Raw genomic sequence first — 16,903 nt, forward strand, 5'->3', positions numbered from 1 at the left:
TGGCTTTCCCAACCCGCCGTACCAGGAGGAACGCAGTGGCGCGCGTCATCGTAGACGTCATGCTGAAGCCGGAGATTCTCGACCCCCAGGGTCAGGCCGTCGCCCGGGCGCTGCCCCGGCTCGGCTTCTCCGGGGTGTCGGAGGTGCGGCAGGGCAAGCGGTTCGAGATCGAGCTGGACGGCCCGGCCGACGAGACGGCGCTGGCGGAGATCCGTAAGATGGCCGAGACCCTGCTCGCCAACACGGTGATCGAGGACTACAGCGTCCGGGTCGACGGCTAGACCTCACATTCGGCGGCTGGATTTCCCCTTGGCGGCTTAAAGCCGGGTTCGGACGTGCCACAATGCCACGCGCGTGTCAACAGTAAATAACAACAGCGTGATTTTGCGGTTAGCCCCGTTTTCACGGGGAAACCTACTCCAGGTGACATTCCGGAGCCCGGAGGAGTCCGGTGGATATTGAGTTCTCGTTGGCGCTGCCCCGGGATGCGATCGGCATACCGATGGTCAGGCGGGTGCTCGGAGACGCGATGCGATCGCTCAGCGTGAGCGAGAGTTGCATCTCCGACATGCTGCTCGCCGTCTCCGAGGCGTGCTCCAACGCGGTCCGGCACGGAGGACCGGGCAACCGCTACGAGGTGACGGCGGCGATCGGCTACGGCCGCTGCGACGTCCGCGTGGCCGACAACGGCGGCGGTCTGCCCTCCATGCCGCTGCACTTCCCTCCCTCCGACACGGAGAACGGCCGCGGCCTGCTCATCATGCGCTCCGTGGTCGACGAGATCTCCTTCGGCGTCACCCCCGGCCAGGGCACCACGGTCCACCTGCGCAAGCTGCTCGCCTGGGACGACGAGGCCGAGGCCCGTCCCCGTCAGCTCGCCGCCGTCTGACCCGCCCGCGCGACCCTCCGGCGCGCATGCCCGGCGAGGAACATCCGCTCGCACCCGATAACCTGGTGAGTGCCGCCCCCGTACACCCCGAGCGACGGTGGCGCGCGTGCGCATTCCGAAGGGGACGACTGTCATGAGCGCTGCCCGCGTGGGCGTAGTCACGTTTCCAGGAACTCTCGACGACCAGGACGCCGCCAGAGCCGTTCACCTCGTGGGCGCCCAGGCGGTTCCGCTGTGGCACGCCGACCACGACCTCAAGGGGGTCGACGCGGTGTTCCTGCCGGGCGGCTTCTCCTACGGCGACTACCTCCGCTGCGGCGCCATCTCCCGGTTCGCGCCGCTGATGGACGAGCTCATCCCGGCCGCCCGCGCCGGGCTGCCCGTGCTCGGCACGTGCAACGGCTTCCAGATCCTCTGCGAGGCCCATCTGCTGCCGGGCGCGCTGACCCGCAACGCCTCGCTCCACTACGTCTGCCGCGACCAGCGGCTGCGGGTCGAGCAGACCGGCACGGCGTGGACGTCGGCGTTCGGCCAGGGCCAGGAGATCGTGCTGCCGGTCAAGCACGGCGAGGGCCGCTACGTCGCCTCCGCCGACACGCTCGCCGAGCTGGAGGCCGCCGGCCGGGTGGTCGTGCGCTACATCGGCAACCCCAACGGCGCCATGAACGACATCGCCGGCATCACCAACGAGGCGGGCAACGTGGTCGGCCTCATGCCGCACCCCGAGCACGCGGTCGAGGAGCTGGTCGGCGCCCCGAGCACCGACGGCCTCGGCTTCTTCACCTCCATCCTCAAGAACCTGGTGAACGCATGAGCGCCGACTCCGTCAAGCGAGCCCAGACAACCCCGGACGAGCCGATGCCGTTCGCCGAGCTGGGGATGAAGCAGGACGAGTACGACCGGGTCAAGGAGATCCTGGGCCGCCGCCCCACCGGCTCCGAGCTGGCCATCTACAGCGTCATGTGGTCCGAGCACTGCTCGTACAAGTCGTCCAAGGTGCACCTGCGGCAGTTCGCCACCAAGGCGCCGAAGTCCGAGGCGCTGCTCGTCGGCATGGGCGAGAACGCCGGCGTGGTGGACATCGGCGACGGCTGGGCGGCCACGTTCAAGATCGAGTCGCACAACCACCCGTCGTACGTCGAGCCGCACCAGGGCGCGGCCACCGGCGTCGGCGGGATCGTGCGCGACATCATGTCGATGGGCGCCCGCCCGATCGCGGTCATGGACGCCATCCGCTTCGGCGCCGCCGACGCGCCCGACACGCGGCGGGTGCTGCCCGGCGTCGTCGAGGGCATCAGCCACTACGGCAACTGCCTGGGCCTGCCCAACATCGGCGGCGAGGTCGTCTTCGACCCCTGCTACATCGGCAACCCGCTGGTCAACGCGCTCTGCGTGGGCCTGCTGCGCAAGGACCAGATCAAGCTGGCCACCGCGCCCGGCCCCGGCAACAAGGTCGTGCTCTTCGGCGCCTCGACCGGCCCCGACGGCATCGGCGGCGCCTCCGTGCTCGCCAGCGCCACGTTCGAGGACGAGTCGCACGCCAAGCGGCCCGCCGTGCAGGTGGGCGACCCGTTCATGGAGAAGCTGCTCATCGAGTGCTGCCTGGAGCTGTACGCGGCCGACGTGGTCGTGGGCATCCAGGACCTCGGCGCGGCCGGCGTCTCCTGCGCCACCACCGAGCTGGCCGCCAAGGGCACCGGCGGCATGCACGTCGACCTCAACCTCGTCCCGCTGCGCGACCCGTCGCTGCGGCCCGAGGAGATCCTGATGAGCGAGTCTCAGGAGCGCATGATGGCCGTCGTGCGCCCCGACGACATCGCGGCGTTCATGGCGATCTGCGAGAAGTGGGACGTGCCGGCCACCGTCATCGGCGAGGTCACCGACACCGGCCGCCTGGTGATGACCTGGGACGGCGAGGTCATCGTGGACATCCCGCCGGGCACCGCCGCCGACGACGGCCCCGTCTACGAGCGTCCCTTCCACGAGCCCGCCGGGCAGGCCGCGCTCAACGCCGACGTCCCCGACCGGCTGGAGCGCCCCGCCGACCTGCGGGAGACGCTGCTGCGGCTGCTCGGCTCGCCCAACCTGGCGTCCAAGGAGTGGGTGACCTCCCAGTACGACCGGTACGTCCGCTCCAACACCGTGCTGGCCCAGCCCGCCGACGCCGGCATGCTGCGCGTGTCCGAGGTGATGGCCGGGGCGGAGCCGACGACCCGGGGCATCGCGCTCGCCACCGACGGCAACGGCCGCTACGCCAAGCTCGACCCGTACGCGGGGGCGCAGCTCGCGCTGGCCGAGGCGTACCGCAACGTCGCCGTGACCGGCGCCCAGCCGCTCGCGGTGACCAACTGCCTCAACTTCGGCTCGCCGGAGGACCCCGAGGTCATGTGGCAGTTCGCCGAGGCCGTGCGCGGCCTGGCCGACGCGTGCCGCACCCTGGGCGTCCCGGTGACCGGCGGCAACGTCTCCTTCTACAACCAGACCGGCTCCACGCCCATCCACCCGACTCCGGTCGTGGGCGTGCTCGGCGTGATCGACGACGTGGCCAGGCGCGTGCCGTCCGGCTTCACCGCCGAGGGGCTGCGCGTCGCGCTGCTCGGCGAGACGCGCGCGGAGTTCGGCGGGTCGGAGTGGGCGCACGTCGTCCACGACCACCTCGGCGGGCTGCCGCCGCAGGCCGACCTGGAGGCCGAGCAGGCGCTCGCCGTCGTGCTGGTCGAGGCCGCCCGGCGCGGGCTCCTGGAGGGCTCCCACGACCTGTCCGACGGCGGCCTGGCGATCGCGCTGGCCGAGGCGTGCCTCGCCCGGGGCGTCGGCGCCACCGTGACGCTGAACGACGACCCGTTCACCGGGCTGTTCAGCGAGTCGGCGGCGCGGGCGCTGGTGGCGGTCCGGCCGGAGGCGTTCGAGGAGTTCGCCGCGCTCTGCGCCGGGCACGATGTGCCCTGCTACGGGCTGGGTGTCACCGGCGGCGAGTCGCTGGTGGTCGAGGGCGTGCTGGAGGTGCCGCTCTCCGAGCTGCGCGAGACCCACACGGGCACGCTGCCGGCCCTGTTCGGCTGACGCTTCGCGGGGTGAGGGCCGGTACGGTGCGCCGTACCGGCCCTTCTTCGTGTTTCAGGACTTCTTGCGGCAGACGACGTGTAAAAGGACGCATTGGCCGGCGGCTTCGGCGGTGGATAATCGGGGTCTGCTTACGGCCACCACCCCCTCGCCGCGACGGAGGATGACCGTGCCGACGGAGAGTCCGTACCTTCCCCCTGCCACGCAGCCGGTGCGGGGGGTCGTCTGGGCCCTTCACCTGGCGGTCCCCCTGGCCGGCCTCTGGCTCCTGCTCGCCCGGCCGCACCTGAATGTGATGTGGCAGCACAACCCCAGCCACTTCTGGATGATCCTCATGGTGGCCGGGATCAACGTGGTGCTCGGCGGCCTCGTCAGCCAGGCGTCGGCCCGGCGGGAGGACGCCCGGCTCTTCCTGGTCTCGATGGTGTTCCTGGCCGGCGCCGGGTTCTTCTTCCTGCACGGGCTCGCCACGCCGAAGGTCATCCTGCCGACCGGGTCGCTCGGGTTCGACCTCGGTCAGCAGGTCGGGCTCACGATCGCCGCGGGGTTCGCGTTCGTCTCGGCCCTGCCGCTGGGCGAGCGGGCGGCGGCGGCCGTGCTGGCCTCCCGGCACCTGATCCGGGGCGCGCTGGTCGGGTTCATGCTCCTGTGGGGGCCGGCCTCGCTCATCGACGGGCTGACGCCGCTCAGCCGGCCGCCGCTGAGCGCGTACTCCTCCTGGGTGGCCTGGAGCTCGCTGCCGGGCGTCGCGCTGTACGTGGCGGCGGCCGTGATGATGTTCCGGCTGCACCGGCGGCGGCCGTCGGCCATGCTGGTCAGCCTCATCACCGCGTACGCGCTGCTCGCCGAGTCGATGGTGGCCGGGATGTCGCAGCACAACTGGCACCTGACGTGGTGGGAGTGGCACATCCTGCTGACGTTCGCGTTCGTGTTCGTCGCCTACAGCGCCTACCTGCAGTTCAGGCGGGAGGGGTCGAGCGCGGGCCTGTTCGACTCGGTGGCGCTGTCGGCGACGGTGGCGCGCATCCAGGCCCAGTACGACCAGGCGCTGGAGGAGCTGGTCGAGCACGTACGGCGGGGCGAGCCGCTGGCCGCGACCCGGCTGTCGGGCAAGTTCCGGCTCAACGAGGGCCAGGCGGCGGTGCTCGACCGGGCGGGGCGGGCGCTGGCCGACGAGCGGGAGCTGTCGGAGCGGCTGGCCGCGCTCGTGGACGTGAGCACGCGCACCCGCGTCGGCCTGCCCGAGACCGAGCTGCTGACCGACGCGCTCGACCGGGTCCGCCAGGCGTTCGGAGACGTGCGGATCGGCCTGGTCTCGGAGGGGCGCGCGCACATCGGCTCCCGCGAGTACGACTTCGCCGGTGACCAGCCGATCCGGCGCGACCACCTCCTGGCCTTCCCGCTGACCGTCAAGGGCCGGCTGGCCGGGGCGCTGGAGATGCCGGTCGGCCGCACCACGCAGGACGAGGCGCTGGCCGCCACGCTGGCCGGGCAGCTGTCGATCTCGCTCGAGAACGCCCGCCTCTACCAGGAGCTGGACACGCTGTTCCGGCAGTACATGTCGCCCGACGTGGCGCAGGCGCTGCTGGCCGACCCGTCGCAGGCGGCGCTCGGCGGGCAGCTCAGGGAGCTGACCGCGCTGTTCGCCGACCTCAAGGGCTTCACCACGTTCTCCGAGCGGGTCACCCCCGGCGAGATCGTCGAGATGCTCAACCGCTACCACACGGCCGCCGTGCCGTGCATCCTCGACAACGGCGGCACGATCGTGCAGTTCGTCGGCGACGCGCTCCTCGCGCTGTTCAACGCCCCGGCCACACAGAAGGACCACGCCGCGGCGGCCTGCCGGGCCGCGCTGGCCATGCAGCGGGCCGCGGCCGAGATCGCCGAGGAGATCTCCTGGCAGCGGGACGACGTGCAGTGGCCGACGTTCCGGGTGGGGGTCAACACCGGACCGGCCCTCGTGGGCAACATCGGCAGCCCGCGGCTGCGCGGCTTCAACGCCATGGGCGACTGCGTGAACGTCGCGGCCCGGCTCCAGTCGCTCGCCGAGTCCGGCACGGTGGTGATCGGCGACACCACGCTGCGTCAGCTCGGCTTCGGCGCCGAGGTCTCGCCGCTGGGCAGGCTGAGCCTCAAGGGCAAGGAGGAGGCCGTGGCGGCGTACGTTCTGACCTCCATGCCATAGAACGTGCGCCTCCGTGCCGACATAATCGGGCGCATGAATCCTGAGCCCGGCGAGTTCCTCTCCATGCTCACCCCCGAGGAGGTCGAGGCGCTGCGTGCCGCCGGCCGGCCGCGCCGGTGGGAGCGCGGCTCCACCGTGATGAGCGAGGGCGACACCTCCGACTGGGTGCTCGTGCTGACCGAGGGCCGGGTCAAGGTGTCCTCGCACACGAGCAGCGGCACCGAGGTGGTGCTGGCCGTGCGCGGGCCGGGGGCGCTCCTCGGCGAGATGTGCGCCATCGACGGCTCGCCCCGCTCCGCCACGGTGACCACGCTGGAGCCGGTCGCCGGGGTCGTGGTCCGCGACTTCCCCGCGTTCCTGCAGGCCCACGGGCGGGTGGCCGTCCTGCTCATGCGGCTCGTCACCGGGCGGCTGCGTGACGCCGACAGGAAGCGCGTCGAGTACGGCGCGTTCGACACCACCGGCCGGGTGGCGACCCGGCTGCTGGAGCTGGCCGACCGCTACGGCGAGAAGACCAACGGCGGCGTGCGCGTGGCGCTGCCGCTCTCCCAGGACGAGCTGGCCGGCTGGACCGGGGCCTCACGGGAGGCGGTGAGCAAGGCCTTACGGTCGCTGCGCGACCGCGGGCTGATCGAGACGGGCCGGCGGCGGGTGGTGATCCACGACCTGGAGGGTCTGCGCAAGCGTGCGCGCTGAGGACCTCGGCTCCCGCGACACCTCGGCCGGCTACGCCGCCCGGCTGCGGTACGCCTGGAAGGTGTGCTCGGTCACCAGCCTCGGGCTGGTGCTCATCGGGATCGCCGGGAGCACGCTGAACGTGGCGCTGCCCTCGGTGGTGCGGCACTTCCACGCGGGACCGTTCGAGTCGGGCTGGGTCCTGCTGTCGTTCCTGCTGGTCAACACCGCCAGCCTGGTGTTCTTCGGCCGGGTGGCCGACCTCGTGGGGCGGCGGGAGGTGTACCTGGCGGGCTTCGCCCTGTTCACCGCCGCCTCGCTGCTGGCCGGGCTGGCGCCCGGGGTGTGGTTCCTGGTGGCGATGCGCGTGGTGCAGGCGGTCGGGGCGGCGATGATCCTGGCCAACGGGACGGTCATCATCACCGACGCGTTCCCGCCGGACCGGCTCAGCCAGGGCATGGGCGTCTACATCGGCACACTGTCGGTGGCGCAGCTCGCCGGGCCCACGCTGGGCGGGCTGATCGCCGAGACGGCCGGCTGGCAGTGGATCTTCTGGGTGAACGTGCCCGCCGGCGTGGTGGCGCTGGCCTGGGGCGCGGCCACGCTGCGCAAGGTGCCCGCCGGGCCGAGGCGGCCGGTGGACGCGCTGGGCAACGCGCTGGTGTTCGCCGCGCTGTCGGCGCTGCTGCTGGCCTTGTCGGAGGCGGGATCGGCCGGCCCGGCGAGCCCGGTCGTGCTGACCGGGGCGGCGGTCTTCGCGGTGCTGGTGCCGTTGATCGTGCTGGTGGAGCGGCGGGCGCCGCACCCGGTGCTGGATCCGCGGCTGTTCGGCGGGCGGCTGCTGGCCTTCGCCAACCTCGCCTCGTTCTGCAACGCGATGGCGCGGGCGTCGCTGATCCTGCTGGTGGCGCTGTACTTCCAGGCGGCAAGGGGCGTGGACGCCTTCACGGCCGGGCTGAGCGTGCTGCCGGTGCCGGTGGGGATGGCGCTCGCCTCGCCGGTCACGGGCGCGCTGGGGCGCAGGGTCTCGCCGTACGCGCTGGCGGTGGGCGGGGCGCTGATGAGCGCGGCGGGGCTGGCGACGCTGGCGCTGACGGCCGGGACGGGCACGTCGTACTGGGTCATCGGCGCGGGGCTGTTCGTGGCCGGCTGCGGCAGCGGCACGTTCCTGACGGGCAACACCACGCACGTGATGCGCTCGCTGCCGGCCGGGAGCCTGGGGGTGGTCAACGGGTTCCGGCTGATGGTGATGAACGTCGGCGTCGTGCTCAGCGTCGGGCTGGCGCTCAGCGTGCTTGCCGCGTCGGTCGGGCCGGAGCTGGGAGCCCAGGTGTACGCGGGGACGCTGTCGGAGCTGTCGCCCGTGGCCGTGGAGCGGCTGATGGGCGGGTTCGCGCGGGCGTACACGGTGTTGTGCGGCGTCGCCCTGCTCGGAGCCGCCCTGTCCGCGCTGGCCCGCCCGCGCGCGTGATGTGTTGTCGAGTGCGTCGCACTGCTGTCATGGGCCTGTCGACGTCCGAACCGATGAGGCGATGGAGACGGCTCTGCGCGCCGGCGATGCTGAAGCTGGGCCTCAGCTGAGTACGCCGGACAGGCGCGCCTCCACGTCGCGGTAGCGGCTGACCGGGATCAGGTGGACGCCGTCGAACGCGCCGGAGTCGCGGATGGCCAGCACCCGCTCGCAGGCCGCGTCCACACCCGCCATGCGGTCGGCCGCCACCCGGCGCACCAGGTCCTCCGGGATGGCGATGTCGGGGATCGCCGCCGACAGGGTCCGCGCGTGGCGCTCGCTGGCGATCACGATGACCCCGGCGTAGACCGGGACCTCCACCTGGTTGGCCTCGCGCCAGCGCAGCAGCGCCTCCAGCGAGAACCCGGCCTGGACGAACAGGAAGTCGGCCGCCCGCTTCCACGCCGGCAGCGGACGCGCGCCGGCCGCCGCCCCGACCTGGACGCCCGGGGAGAACTCCCTGGCCTCCTCGATCATCGAGCGCACCGTCAGGTCACTCGTCCGGTTGCCGCTCGCGGGCTTGTCCCCGTAGACGAACAGGAAGCGGTCCACCCCGTACGCGGCTGCCGTCAGCAGGTCGCGGCGGAAGCCGAGCAGGTTGCGGTCGCGGGAGTTGAGGCAGGCGATGCTGCGGCCGCCCATGGCCTGCACCTCGTGCGCCACGGCCACGCTGGACACGGTCGCCCGGCCGATGTGGTTGTCGGGGATGAGGAAGGTGTCGGCGATGGTGGTCAGCGTGCCGATCTGGTGGCGCACGCGCTTCAGGTCGGGCTTGGTGGGCGGTTCGATCTCGCACACGAGTTGGAAGGCCATGATCGGACCCTAGCGGCGGGCGGCGAGCGATTCGATGCCGCTGACGACGAGGTCGACGCCGAACGTGTCGTACGTCTCGCGGGAGATGCCGCCGACCATGGGCGCGGCCATCTCCACCAGGTGCGGGTAGCGGTCGACGGGCAGCGACTCGAGGGCGAGCCGCCTGCGGCGGCTGATCTCGGCGGCCTCCTCCGGCGTGCGGCTCGCGGCGTGGTGCACCGGGGCGTCGGCGATGGAGATGGCGCTCTGCAGGATGTACTTGGAGATCACGCAGCTCTCCTCCACGCTGAAGCCGGCGATCCGCGCGAGTCGGAGCGCCAGGTCCCAGATGGCGAGGAAGCTCGGCACCGCGGTCTGGTCGACCTGCTCCAGCACGCCCTTGGCGCACGGATGCGCGCGCAGCACGCCGATCAGCCCCTTGATGAGGTCGCGCATGCGCTCGCGCCACGGCCGGTCGTCGTCGGGCACGGGCGCGAACTCGGCGATGAGGTGGTCGGCCATGCCGGCGACGAGCTGTTCCTTGTTCTTGAAGTGCCAGTACAGGGCCATCGGCGTGACGCCGAGGTCGGTGGCCAGGCGGCGGATCGTCACCGTGTCGAGCCCCTCGGTGTCGCCGATCTCCAGGGCCCGCTCGACGATCGCGGTCGCGGTCAGTTTTCCCACCATGGTTGACAACTATACGCCGTACAAGTTAGCTATACGACGTACAAGTACGGCGTATAGGAGAAGGTGTGGACCGGAAGAAGTGGTGGGCGCTGAGCGCGGTGACGCTCGGCACCTTCATGACGTACCTCGACAACAACATCGGCAACGTGGCCCTGCCGACCATCCAGCGGGAGCTGGGGTTGACGATCTCCGGACTGGAGTGGATCGTCAGCGGCTACATCCTGGTGTTCGCCGGGCTCATTCTGGCCGGCGGCAGGCTGGCCGACGTGCTCGGCGCGCGGCGGGTGTTCGTGGCCGGCCTCGCGGTCTTCACGCTCTCGTCACTGGCCGCGGGCCTGGCGACCGGGCAGGCGGCACTCATCGCGGCCCGGGCCGTGCAGGGCGTCGGCGCGGCGCTGCTGACCCCGACGGCGCTCGCGCTGATCGGCCAGATCTTCCCCGACCCCGGCGAGCGCGGCAGGGCCGTGGGCATCTGGAGCGCGACCGGCGCTCTGTCGATGGCGCTCGGTCCGCTGACCGGCGGCTTCATCAGCGAGCGCCTGCACTGGGGGTGGATCTACCTCATCAACGTGCCGATCGGCGTGGTGACGCTCGGGCTCGCGCTGTGGGCGGTGCGTCCCTCCTTCACCCGGGCACGGCGCAGCCTGGACGTGCCGGGTCTGGTCACCTCCGCCCTCACCCTGTTCGCCCTGACGTACGCGCTCATCGAGGGTGAGGGAGCCGGCTGGACCTCCCCCGAGATCCTCGCCGCCATCGGGATCGCGCTGGCCGCCGCCGTGGCCTTCGTGCTGGTGGAGGCCCGCGCCGCGGAGCCGATGATCGACCTGTCGCTCTTCCGCTCGCGGGTGTTCTCCGGCGGAAGCCTGACCAGCGGCCTCTGGTCGTTCGGGGTGTTCGGGATCTACTTCTTCAGCGCCCTGTGGCTGCAGAACACGCTGGGCTTCTCGCCCATCGAGGCGGGCGCCGCGTTCGTGCCGATGGCCCTGGTCATGGCGGTCGTCGCCACCCTGTCGCAGCGGATCAGCGCGGCGATCGGCATCGCCCGCACCGTGGCCGCCGGCATCGCGCTCATGGGCGTCGCGCTCCTCCTGATGTCCGGTGTCGGCGCCGACGGCGGCTACATCGACGTCCTGCCCTGGTTCGTGCTGTACGGCCTCGGCGCCGGCCTGCTCGTCCCGCTGACCGCCGCCGTGGTCGGCGCGATGCCGCAGGGGCGCTCCGGCGTCGCCTCCGGCGTGCTGAACGTCTCCCGCCAGGTGTTCGGCCTGCTCGGCATCACGGTCCTCGGCGCGCTGCTGAACGCCCGCCGGGGAGACAGCGCCGACCCGGCCGCCTTCCTGGACGCCTACCAGTTCACGCTGGTCGTCGCCGCGGCCATCGTGCTGGTGGGCATCCCGGTCAGCCTGTACGCGCTGCGCTCCGGGCGGGCGCCGGAGGACGGCGCCGCGGAGGAGCGGGGCCCGGCGGTTCAGACGGCCCCGGCCACCGCCGGCTCGGCGAACTGAGTGCGGTACAGCTCCTCGTAGCGCCCCTCGGCGGCGAGGAGCTCCGCGTGGGTGCCCCGCTCGACCACCTGCCCGTCCTCGATCACCAGGATCTGGTCGGCCGTGCGGATCGTGGACAGCCGGTGCGCGATCACCACCGCCGTACGGCCGGCCAGCGCCTCGCCCAGGGCCTCCTGGACGGCCGCCTCGGAGGTGGAGTCCAGTGCGGCGGTGGCCTCGTCGAGGATCACCACGCGGGGCTGGGCGAGCAGCAGGCGGGCGATGGTCAGCCGCTGGCGCTCGCCACCGGACAGCCGGTAGCCACGCTCGCCGACCACGGTGTCGAGCCCGTCGGAGAGCGATTCGACCAGCGCGCCGAGCCGGGCGCGGCGCAGGGCGTCCCAGACCTCCTCCTCGGTGGCCTCCGGCCGGGCGAAGAGCAGGTTGGCCCGGATCGTGTCGTGGAACAGGTGGCCGTCCTGGGTGACCATGCCGAGCGTCTCCCGGATCGAGGCCGCGGTCAGGTCCCGCACGTCCACCCCGGCGAGCCGGACCGCGCCCTCGTCCACGTCGTACAGGCGGGGCAGGAGCTGGGCGATCGTCGACTTGCCGGCGCCGGAGGAGCCGACCAGCGCGACCATCTGGCCGGGCTCGGCGCGGAAGGAGACGCCGCGCAGCACCTCGACCCCGCCGCGGTCGTCGAGGGCGGCGACCTCCTCCAGCGAGGCGAGCGACACCTTGTCGGCCGAGGGGTAGGCGAAGCGCACGTTGTCGAACTCCACCGTGACGGGCCCGTCCGGCACGGCCACGGCGTCGGGCCGCTCCTTGATCAGCGGCTCCAGGTCCAGCACCTCGAAGACCCGCTCGAAGCTCACCAGCGCGCTCATCACGTCCACCCGGGCGCTGGCCAGGGCCGTCAGCGGGGCGTACAGGCGGGTGAGGAGCAGGGCCAGCGCCACCACCGAGCCGGGTTCGAGCTGGTCACGCAGCGCGTAGAAGCCGCCCAGGCCGTACACCAGCGCCAGGGCGAGCGCGGAGACCAGGGTGAGCGCGGTCACGAACACCGACTGCGCCATCGCGGTGCGGACGCCGATGTCGCGCACCCGCCGGGCCCGCGCCGCGAACTCCTCCGACTCGCGGACCGGCCGGCCGAACAGCTTCACCAGCGTCGCGCCAGGTGCGGAGAACCGCTCGGTCATCTGCGTGCCCATCGCGGCGTTGTGGTCGGCCGCCTCGCGCCGCATCCGGGCCAGCCGGACGCCGACCCGCCGCGCCGGCAGCACGAACACCGGCAGCAGCAGCAGGGCCAGCAGCGTGATCTGCCAGGAGATGCCGACCATCACGGTGAGCGACAGCACGAGCGTGACGACGTTGCCCGCGACGCTGGAGAGCGTGTCGGTGAACGCCCGCTGCGCGCCGATCACGTCGTTGTTGAGCCTGCTGACCAGCGCCCCCGTACGGGTCCGCGTGAAGAACGCGATCGGCATGCGCTGCACGTGGTCGAAGACGGCGGTGCGCAGGTCGAGGATCAGGCCCTCGCCGAGGCCCGCCGAGAGCCAGCGGTTCACCAGCCCGAGCCCCGCCTCGGCGACCGCGAGGCCGCCGATGAGCGCGGCCAGGCCGACGACGACGCCGAGCGGCTCCCCCTTGCCGATCGCGTCCAGCACCCGGCCGGCGAGCACGGGAGGGGCCACCGCCAGCGCCGCCATCACGATGCTGAGCCCGAGGAACAGCGCGATCCTGCGGCGGTGGGGCCGGGCGAAGCCCCAGACACGGCGGAGCGTCGCCCGGGAGATCGGGCGACGCTCCTTCTGGTTGCCCATCGAGTAGAGCTGCTGCCATGCGATCACTTCCATGCTCATGCATGGAAGCGTAGGACCTAAAGCGAACTTGAGGTCAACGGTTTTCCGCTCAGGCGCCGATCTTCTTGCCCTGAGTGTGCCAGGTGACCGCGACCGACGGGCGCGGCTGGTCCCCGTCGGGCCAGTGGCTCACCGGGCTGTCCGGGGTGGCGCCGTCGGCCTCGCCCGGGTGCTGCACCGCGACGAACACGCTGCGCTGGTCCTCGGTGACCATCGGGCCGCACGTCTCCGCGCCGATCGGCACCGTGAGGAACTGCCGCACGTGCCCGCGCTCCTTGCCCTTCAGCGGCGTCACGAACAGGCCGTCGTTGCTGCCGAGCGCGTTGCCGTCGGTGGCGATCCACAGGTTGCCGTCGCGGTCGAAGGCCACGTTGTCGGGGCAGGAGATCGGCGACACCTTGGTCTTGTCGTAGCCGCCGAAGTACGTGGAGGGGTCGTTCGGGTCGCCGCAGACGAGCGGCAGCGACCAGACGAACTCCGTCGACCCCGCGTCGTCGCGCCGCTCGACCAGCTCCAGGATGTGGCCGTGCTTGTTGGCGGGGCGCGGGTTGGCCTCGTCCACCTGCGCCGGGACGCGGTTGGAGTTGTTGGTCAGCGCGACGTAGACGGCGCCGTTGACCGGGTTGCGCTCCACGTCCTCCGGACGGTCCATCTTCGTGGCGTTCACCTTGTCGGCGGCGGCGCGCGTGTAGACCAGCACCTCGGCCGCGGTCATGCCGTCCACGAACGACTTGTCACCCGAGACCAGCGGGATCCACTCGCCCGACCCGTCGAACGCCCCGTCGGAGGGCAGCTTGCCGGAGCCGTCGATCTCGGCCGCCGGACTGTCGCCCGTGAACCGGGCCACGTACAGCGTGCCCTCGTCGAGCAGGTCGCGGTTGTGCCGGTCGAAGCCCGGGATGTAGCGGTTCTTGGAGACGAACTTGTAGACGTACTCGAAGCGGGAGTCGTCGCCCATGTACACCACGAGGCGGCCGTCGCGGGCCAGCGTCGTGGTGGCGGCCTCGTGCTTGAAGCGGCCGAGCGCGGTCCGCTTGACCGGCGGCGCGTCGGGGTCGAACGGGTCGATCTCCACGACCCAGCCGAACCTGTTGACCTCGTTCGGGTGCTTGGCCAGGTCGAAGCGCTCCTCGACCCGGTCGAAGCGCCGGTTGCCGGAGGCGATGCCCGACGGGATCGTGTAACGGGTGATGTACGGCTTCTGCGCCGCGGGCACCTTGTCGCCGTTGACGAAGTACTGGTCGAAGTTCTCCTCGGCGGTGAGGACCGTGCGCCAGGGGGTGGTGCCGCCGGAGCAGTTGTTCAGCATGCCGACCGGCTTCAGTCCCGCCGGGTCCGCGGCCGTCTTCAGCAGGTCGCTGCCCGCCGCCGGGCCGCTGAACCGCATCGGCGTGAGCGCCGTGACGCGCCGGTTGTAGCGCCTGCGGCCGGTCGTCACCAGCTTCCACTGGCCGGTGCCGCGCACCCGCTGCACCTCGACCACCGAGCCGCCGTGCGCGGCCAGCGCGATCCTGATCTGCTCCTCGGTCGCGGCGGTGCCGTCCTTGTAGCCGCGGAACATCAGCGCCTCGTTGGTGTACTCGTGGTTCACCCACAGCAGGCCCCGGTCGCTCCCCAGCGGGAACAGGGTCACGAAGTCGCAGTTGTAGCCGAACTGCTTGGCCTGCGCCTCGGGGCTCTGGTTGTCGAACGCGAACTCCGGCGCCTCGGGCAGCACGGGATCGCCCCAGCGCACCACCACGCCGGTGCTGTAGCCGTCGGGCACGCGCAGGGCGTCGTCCTTGTTGGGGGCCACGGGGGTGAAGCGCAGGTTGCCGGCGCCGCCGCCGAGCCGGGCGGCGTCGTCGGACACGGCCTCCGGGGCCGCCGGGTCGGCCAGCGCCGGGACCGCGCCCGCCACGCCGGCGCCGACCACCAGCGCGCCCAGGGCTCCGGCGCGCAGCACGCCCCTGCGGGTCAGCGCCTCGGCCACGACGTCGCCGAAGTAGGTGTTGCCGCTGGTGTTGCCGTCCTCGTGCGCGCACGCGTTGCCGCAGCGGAACTGGCAGGTCATCGCCGAACGGCCGGATTTGTGCGGGCTGGAAAGCAGCGGAAGGTGCCGGTTCGCCACGGGGTGCTCCAAGGTTGTGCGCAGTGGTTCGGCTGGGACGCTACGGCGGGCGTCGAAACCGGAGGTGAACGACGACCTCCGGGACGATGAACGCTTCCAGGGAGAAACCGGACACCACTGCATTTCGCCCCCTGCCGGACGGAGCAGAATGGGCGGGTGCCACCACGCAGACCGGATCCCGAGAAGCTGAGGGCGGCGCTCGACGCCCAGCTCGTCGCCCTCGACCAGCCCGCGTACGACGGCCCGGCCGCCGCGCTGCCCGGCGCGCTGGTCGAGGCCGTGCTCACCGCCTACGACCGCGGCCTGGAGCCCGAGCGCGACGCGGCCCGGCAGGTCGTGCGCCACCTGCTCGACCGGCTCGCCACCACCGCGCCCGGCCGCACGGTCGAGGTCCGGGTGCCGCCGTACGCGGCGGCGCAGGTCATCGAGGGCCCCCGGCACACGCGCGGCACCCCGCCGAACGTCGTGGAGATGAGCCCCCGCACCTGGATCGAGCTGGCCGTCGGCCGCCGGACCTGGGGCGAGGCCATGGCCCAGGGCGCCGTCGCGGCGAGCGGGTCCCGCGCGGACCTGTCCGGGCACCTGCCGCTCGCCTGAGCGACCTCGGGCCGGACCCCTAGCCGGAGCGGCCCACCCAGGGGAACCTGCTCCGGAAGCACTGGTCGGCCAGCTGCCCCGGCAGCCGGCCGCAGTCCTGCACCACGTTCCAGAACCACATGGCCACGATCGTGAACAGGATCAGCGCCAGGACGCTGACCACGATGCCGGCGATGGCGCGGCCCTTGCCCACGCCCCTGCTGAGCGCCACGCCGCCGAACACGATCGACAGGATCGCGGTCAGCACGCCGACGAAGCAGACGAACACGAGGAACGGGCTGGCCACGCCCAGCACCAGCGACGCGGTCGCCAGGCCGCTGCCCGGCCTGGGCTGCTGGTACGGCCCCTGGTAGCCGCCGGGAGGCGGCGCCTGGTAACCGCCCGGAGGTGGCGGCTGGTAGCCGCCCGGGCCCGGCGCCGGCCCGTAGGGGCCTCCGCCGGGTGGCCCGCCGTACGGGCTGGACGGCGAGGTACCGGGCACGGCGGGCTCGCCCCGCCGGCCGGAGGGCGTGTCCGGGCCCGGCTGCTCGAAGCGGGACGGGGCCGGGGTGCCCGGCCGGGTGGGAGGCGGCTCGGCCGTGCCCTCCCAGCCCGGGTAGGGCGGGGTGCCGCCCGGCACCGGATACGCCTGCGTCTTCTCCGCGTCCGGCTCCTCGCCGCCCGGCCGGCCGCCCTGGACGCGCGTCGGGTCCGGCACCTCGGGCGTGGTCGGCTGGTCGGGACCCGGCGGATGCACGGGCGGCTCGCCGGGCTCGGGCACCGTGGGGCGGGGCTCTCCGCCCGGACGCGGCCCCTCGGGCTGCGGCACGACCGGTGGCGCGGGCCCGAGCGGCGGCTCCGGCGTCTCCGCGCCGGCCGGTGCGGCGCCGCCGGACTCCTCGGCCGGGGACGGGCCGCCGGAGCCGAGGTAGTCGTCGGCATCCTCGCGCGGGTCCTGGCCCTGGCCGGACTGGTTCGGATCCCCCGATGTGGTCACGTGTGCGTCTCCCGACGGGTGTGCATGCCGGACACTTCACCCTTACGCGGAGAGCAGCCCAGAAAGGGCGTGA

The 16,903-nt window shown here is 72.5% G+C and carries 14 protein-coding genes; 9 read left to right on the forward strand and 5 right to left on the reverse strand.

What is annotated here, in order from left to right; all coding sequences use genetic code 11:
* The first annotated feature begins 35 nt into the window (after positions 1 to 35).
* From purS to ABZS51_RS25895, 7 genes are all read left to right on the forward strand, one after another.
* A complete protein-coding gene (purS, locus tag ABZS51_RS25865) occupies positions 36 to 281 on the forward strand; it encodes a phosphoribosylformylglycinamidine synthase subunit PurS (protein ID WP_310717225.1) in 246 nt (81 codons plus the stop codon).
* Positions 282 to 451: 170 nt separating this feature from the next.
* Complete coding sequence (locus ABZS51_RS25870) at positions 452 to 889, forward strand: ATP-binding protein (RefSeq protein ID WP_355445858.1); 438 nt, start codon at positions 452 to 454, stop codon at positions 887 to 889.
* 133 nt (positions 890 to 1,022) lie between these two features.
* Positions 1,023 to 1,703: a phosphoribosylformylglycinamidine synthase subunit PurQ gene (gene purQ, locus ABZS51_RS25875; protein WP_355445861.1), complete on the forward strand. Its 681-nt coding sequence runs from the start codon at positions 1,023 to 1,025 to the stop codon at positions 1,701 to 1,703.
* A complete protein-coding gene (purL, locus tag ABZS51_RS25880) occupies positions 1,700 to 3,952 on the forward strand; it encodes a phosphoribosylformylglycinamidine synthase subunit PurL (RefSeq protein ID WP_355445864.1) in 2,253 nt (750 codons plus the stop codon). Before purQ ends, purL begins: the two co-directional genes overlap by 4 nt.
* A gap of 169 nt (positions 3,953 to 4,121) precedes the next feature.
* Complete coding sequence (locus tag ABZS51_RS25885) at positions 4,122 to 6,137, forward strand: adenylate/guanylate cyclase domain-containing protein (protein WP_355445867.1); 2,016 nt, start codon at positions 4,122 to 4,124, stop codon at positions 6,135 to 6,137.
* A gap of 33 nt (positions 6,138 to 6,170) precedes the next feature.
* Positions 6,171 to 6,833 carry a Crp/Fnr family transcriptional regulator gene (locus ABZS51_RS25890; protein ID WP_355445870.1) on the forward strand — a complete coding sequence of 221 codons (663 nt, stop codon included), beginning with the start codon at positions 6,171 to 6,173 and terminating at the stop codon, positions 6,831 to 6,833.
* Positions 6,823 to 8,283, forward strand: a complete 1,461-nt coding sequence (locus ABZS51_RS25895) for an MFS transporter (RefSeq protein WP_355445873.1) — start codon at positions 6,823 to 6,825, stop codon at positions 8,281 to 8,283. Before ABZS51_RS25890 ends, ABZS51_RS25895 begins: the two co-directional genes overlap by 11 nt.
* A 102-nt stretch (positions 8,284 to 8,385) precedes the next feature.
* Here ABZS51_RS25895 and ABZS51_RS25900 read toward each other — a convergent pair whose 3' ends face one another.
* Both ABZS51_RS25900 and ABZS51_RS25905 read right to left on the reverse strand, forming a co-directional pair.
* The gene (locus ABZS51_RS25900) at positions 8,386 to 9,135 is read right to left on the reverse strand and encodes a methylenetetrahydrofolate reductase (RefSeq protein WP_355445876.1); all 750 of its coding nucleotides are present in this window, start codon (positions 9,133 to 9,135) and stop codon (positions 8,386 to 8,388) included.
* 9 nt (positions 9,136 to 9,144) lie between these two features.
* Positions 9,145 to 9,801, reverse strand: a complete 657-nt coding sequence (locus ABZS51_RS25905; RefSeq protein ID WP_355445879.1) for a TetR family transcriptional regulator — start codon at positions 9,799 to 9,801, stop codon at positions 9,145 to 9,147.
* Positions 9,802 to 9,866: 65 nt separating this feature from the next.
* Here ABZS51_RS25905 and ABZS51_RS25910 point away from each other — a divergent pair, with 65 nt between their 5' ends.
* Positions 9,867 to 11,306: an MFS transporter gene (locus ABZS51_RS25910; RefSeq protein WP_355445882.1), complete on the forward strand. Its 1,440-nt coding sequence runs from the start codon at positions 9,867 to 9,869 to the stop codon at positions 11,304 to 11,306.
* On the opposite strand, the gene ABZS51_RS25915 is transcribed toward ABZS51_RS25910, so the two are convergent.
* Positions 11,270 to 13,147: an ABC transporter ATP-binding protein gene (locus ABZS51_RS25915; protein ID WP_355445884.1), complete on the reverse strand. Its 1,878-nt coding sequence runs from the start codon at positions 13,145 to 13,147 to the stop codon at positions 11,270 to 11,272. The genes ABZS51_RS25910 and ABZS51_RS25915 overlap by 37 nt on opposite strands.
* Positions 13,148 to 13,196: 49 nt before the next feature.
* A complete protein-coding gene (locus ABZS51_RS25920) occupies positions 13,197 to 15,200 on the reverse strand; it encodes a PhoX family phosphatase (RefSeq protein WP_355445887.1) in 2,004 nt (667 codons plus the stop codon).
* Positions 15,201 to 15,413: 213 nt separating this feature from the next.
* On the opposite strand from ABZS51_RS25920, the gene ABZS51_RS25925 reads away from it, so the two are divergent.
* On the forward strand, positions 15,414 to 15,854 hold the full coding sequence (locus ABZS51_RS25925) for a sterol carrier family protein (RefSeq protein ID WP_355445890.1): 441 nt from the start codon (positions 15,414 to 15,416) through the stop codon (positions 15,852 to 15,854).
* Between the two features lie 19 nt (positions 15,855 to 15,873).
* Here the strand turns inward: ABZS51_RS25925 and ABZS51_RS25930 are convergent, their stop codons facing one another.
* Positions 15,874 to 16,830 carry a hypothetical protein gene (locus ABZS51_RS25930; protein ID WP_355445893.1) on the reverse strand — a complete coding sequence of 319 codons (957 nt, stop codon included), beginning with the start codon at positions 16,828 to 16,830 and terminating at the stop codon, positions 15,874 to 15,876.
* Between the last annotated feature and the right edge of the window lie 73 nt (positions 16,831 to 16,903).

The sequence above is a fragment of the Nonomuraea sp. NPDC005501 genome (assembly GCF_040605905.1).
In the GTDB taxonomy this organism is placed as follows: Bacteria; Actinomycetota; Actinomycetes; order Streptosporangiales; family Streptosporangiaceae; genus Nonomuraea.

Excerpts from the sequence above, each read along its gene's own strand:
- purQ (WP_355445861.1), top strand. The coding sequence starts at position 1,023 with ATGAGCGCTGCCCGCGTGGGCGTAGTCACGTTTCCAGGAACTCTCGAC.
- purL (WP_355445864.1), top strand. The coding sequence starts at position 1,700 with ATGAGCGCCGACTCCGTCAAGCGAGCCCAGACAACCCCGGACGAGCCG.
- ABZS51_RS25890 (WP_355445870.1), top strand. The coding sequence starts at position 6,171 with ATGAATCCTGAGCCCGGCGAGTTCCTCTCCATGCTCACCCCCGAGGAG.
- ABZS51_RS25900 (WP_355445876.1), bottom strand. The coding sequence starts at position 9,135 with ATGGCCTTCCAACTCGTGTGCGAGATCGAACCGCCCACCAAGCCCGAC.
- ABZS51_RS25905 (WP_355445879.1), bottom strand. The coding sequence starts at position 9,801 with ATGGTGGGAAAACTGACCGCGACCGCGATCGTCGAGCGGGCCCTGGAG.
- ABZS51_RS25915 (WP_355445884.1), bottom strand. The coding sequence starts at position 13,147 with ATGAGCATGGAAGTGATCGCATGGCAGCAGCTCTACTCGATGGGCAAC.
- ABZS51_RS25920 (WP_355445887.1), bottom strand. The coding sequence starts at position 15,200 with ATGACCTGCCAGTTCCGCTGCGGCAACGCGTGCGCGCACGAGGACGGC.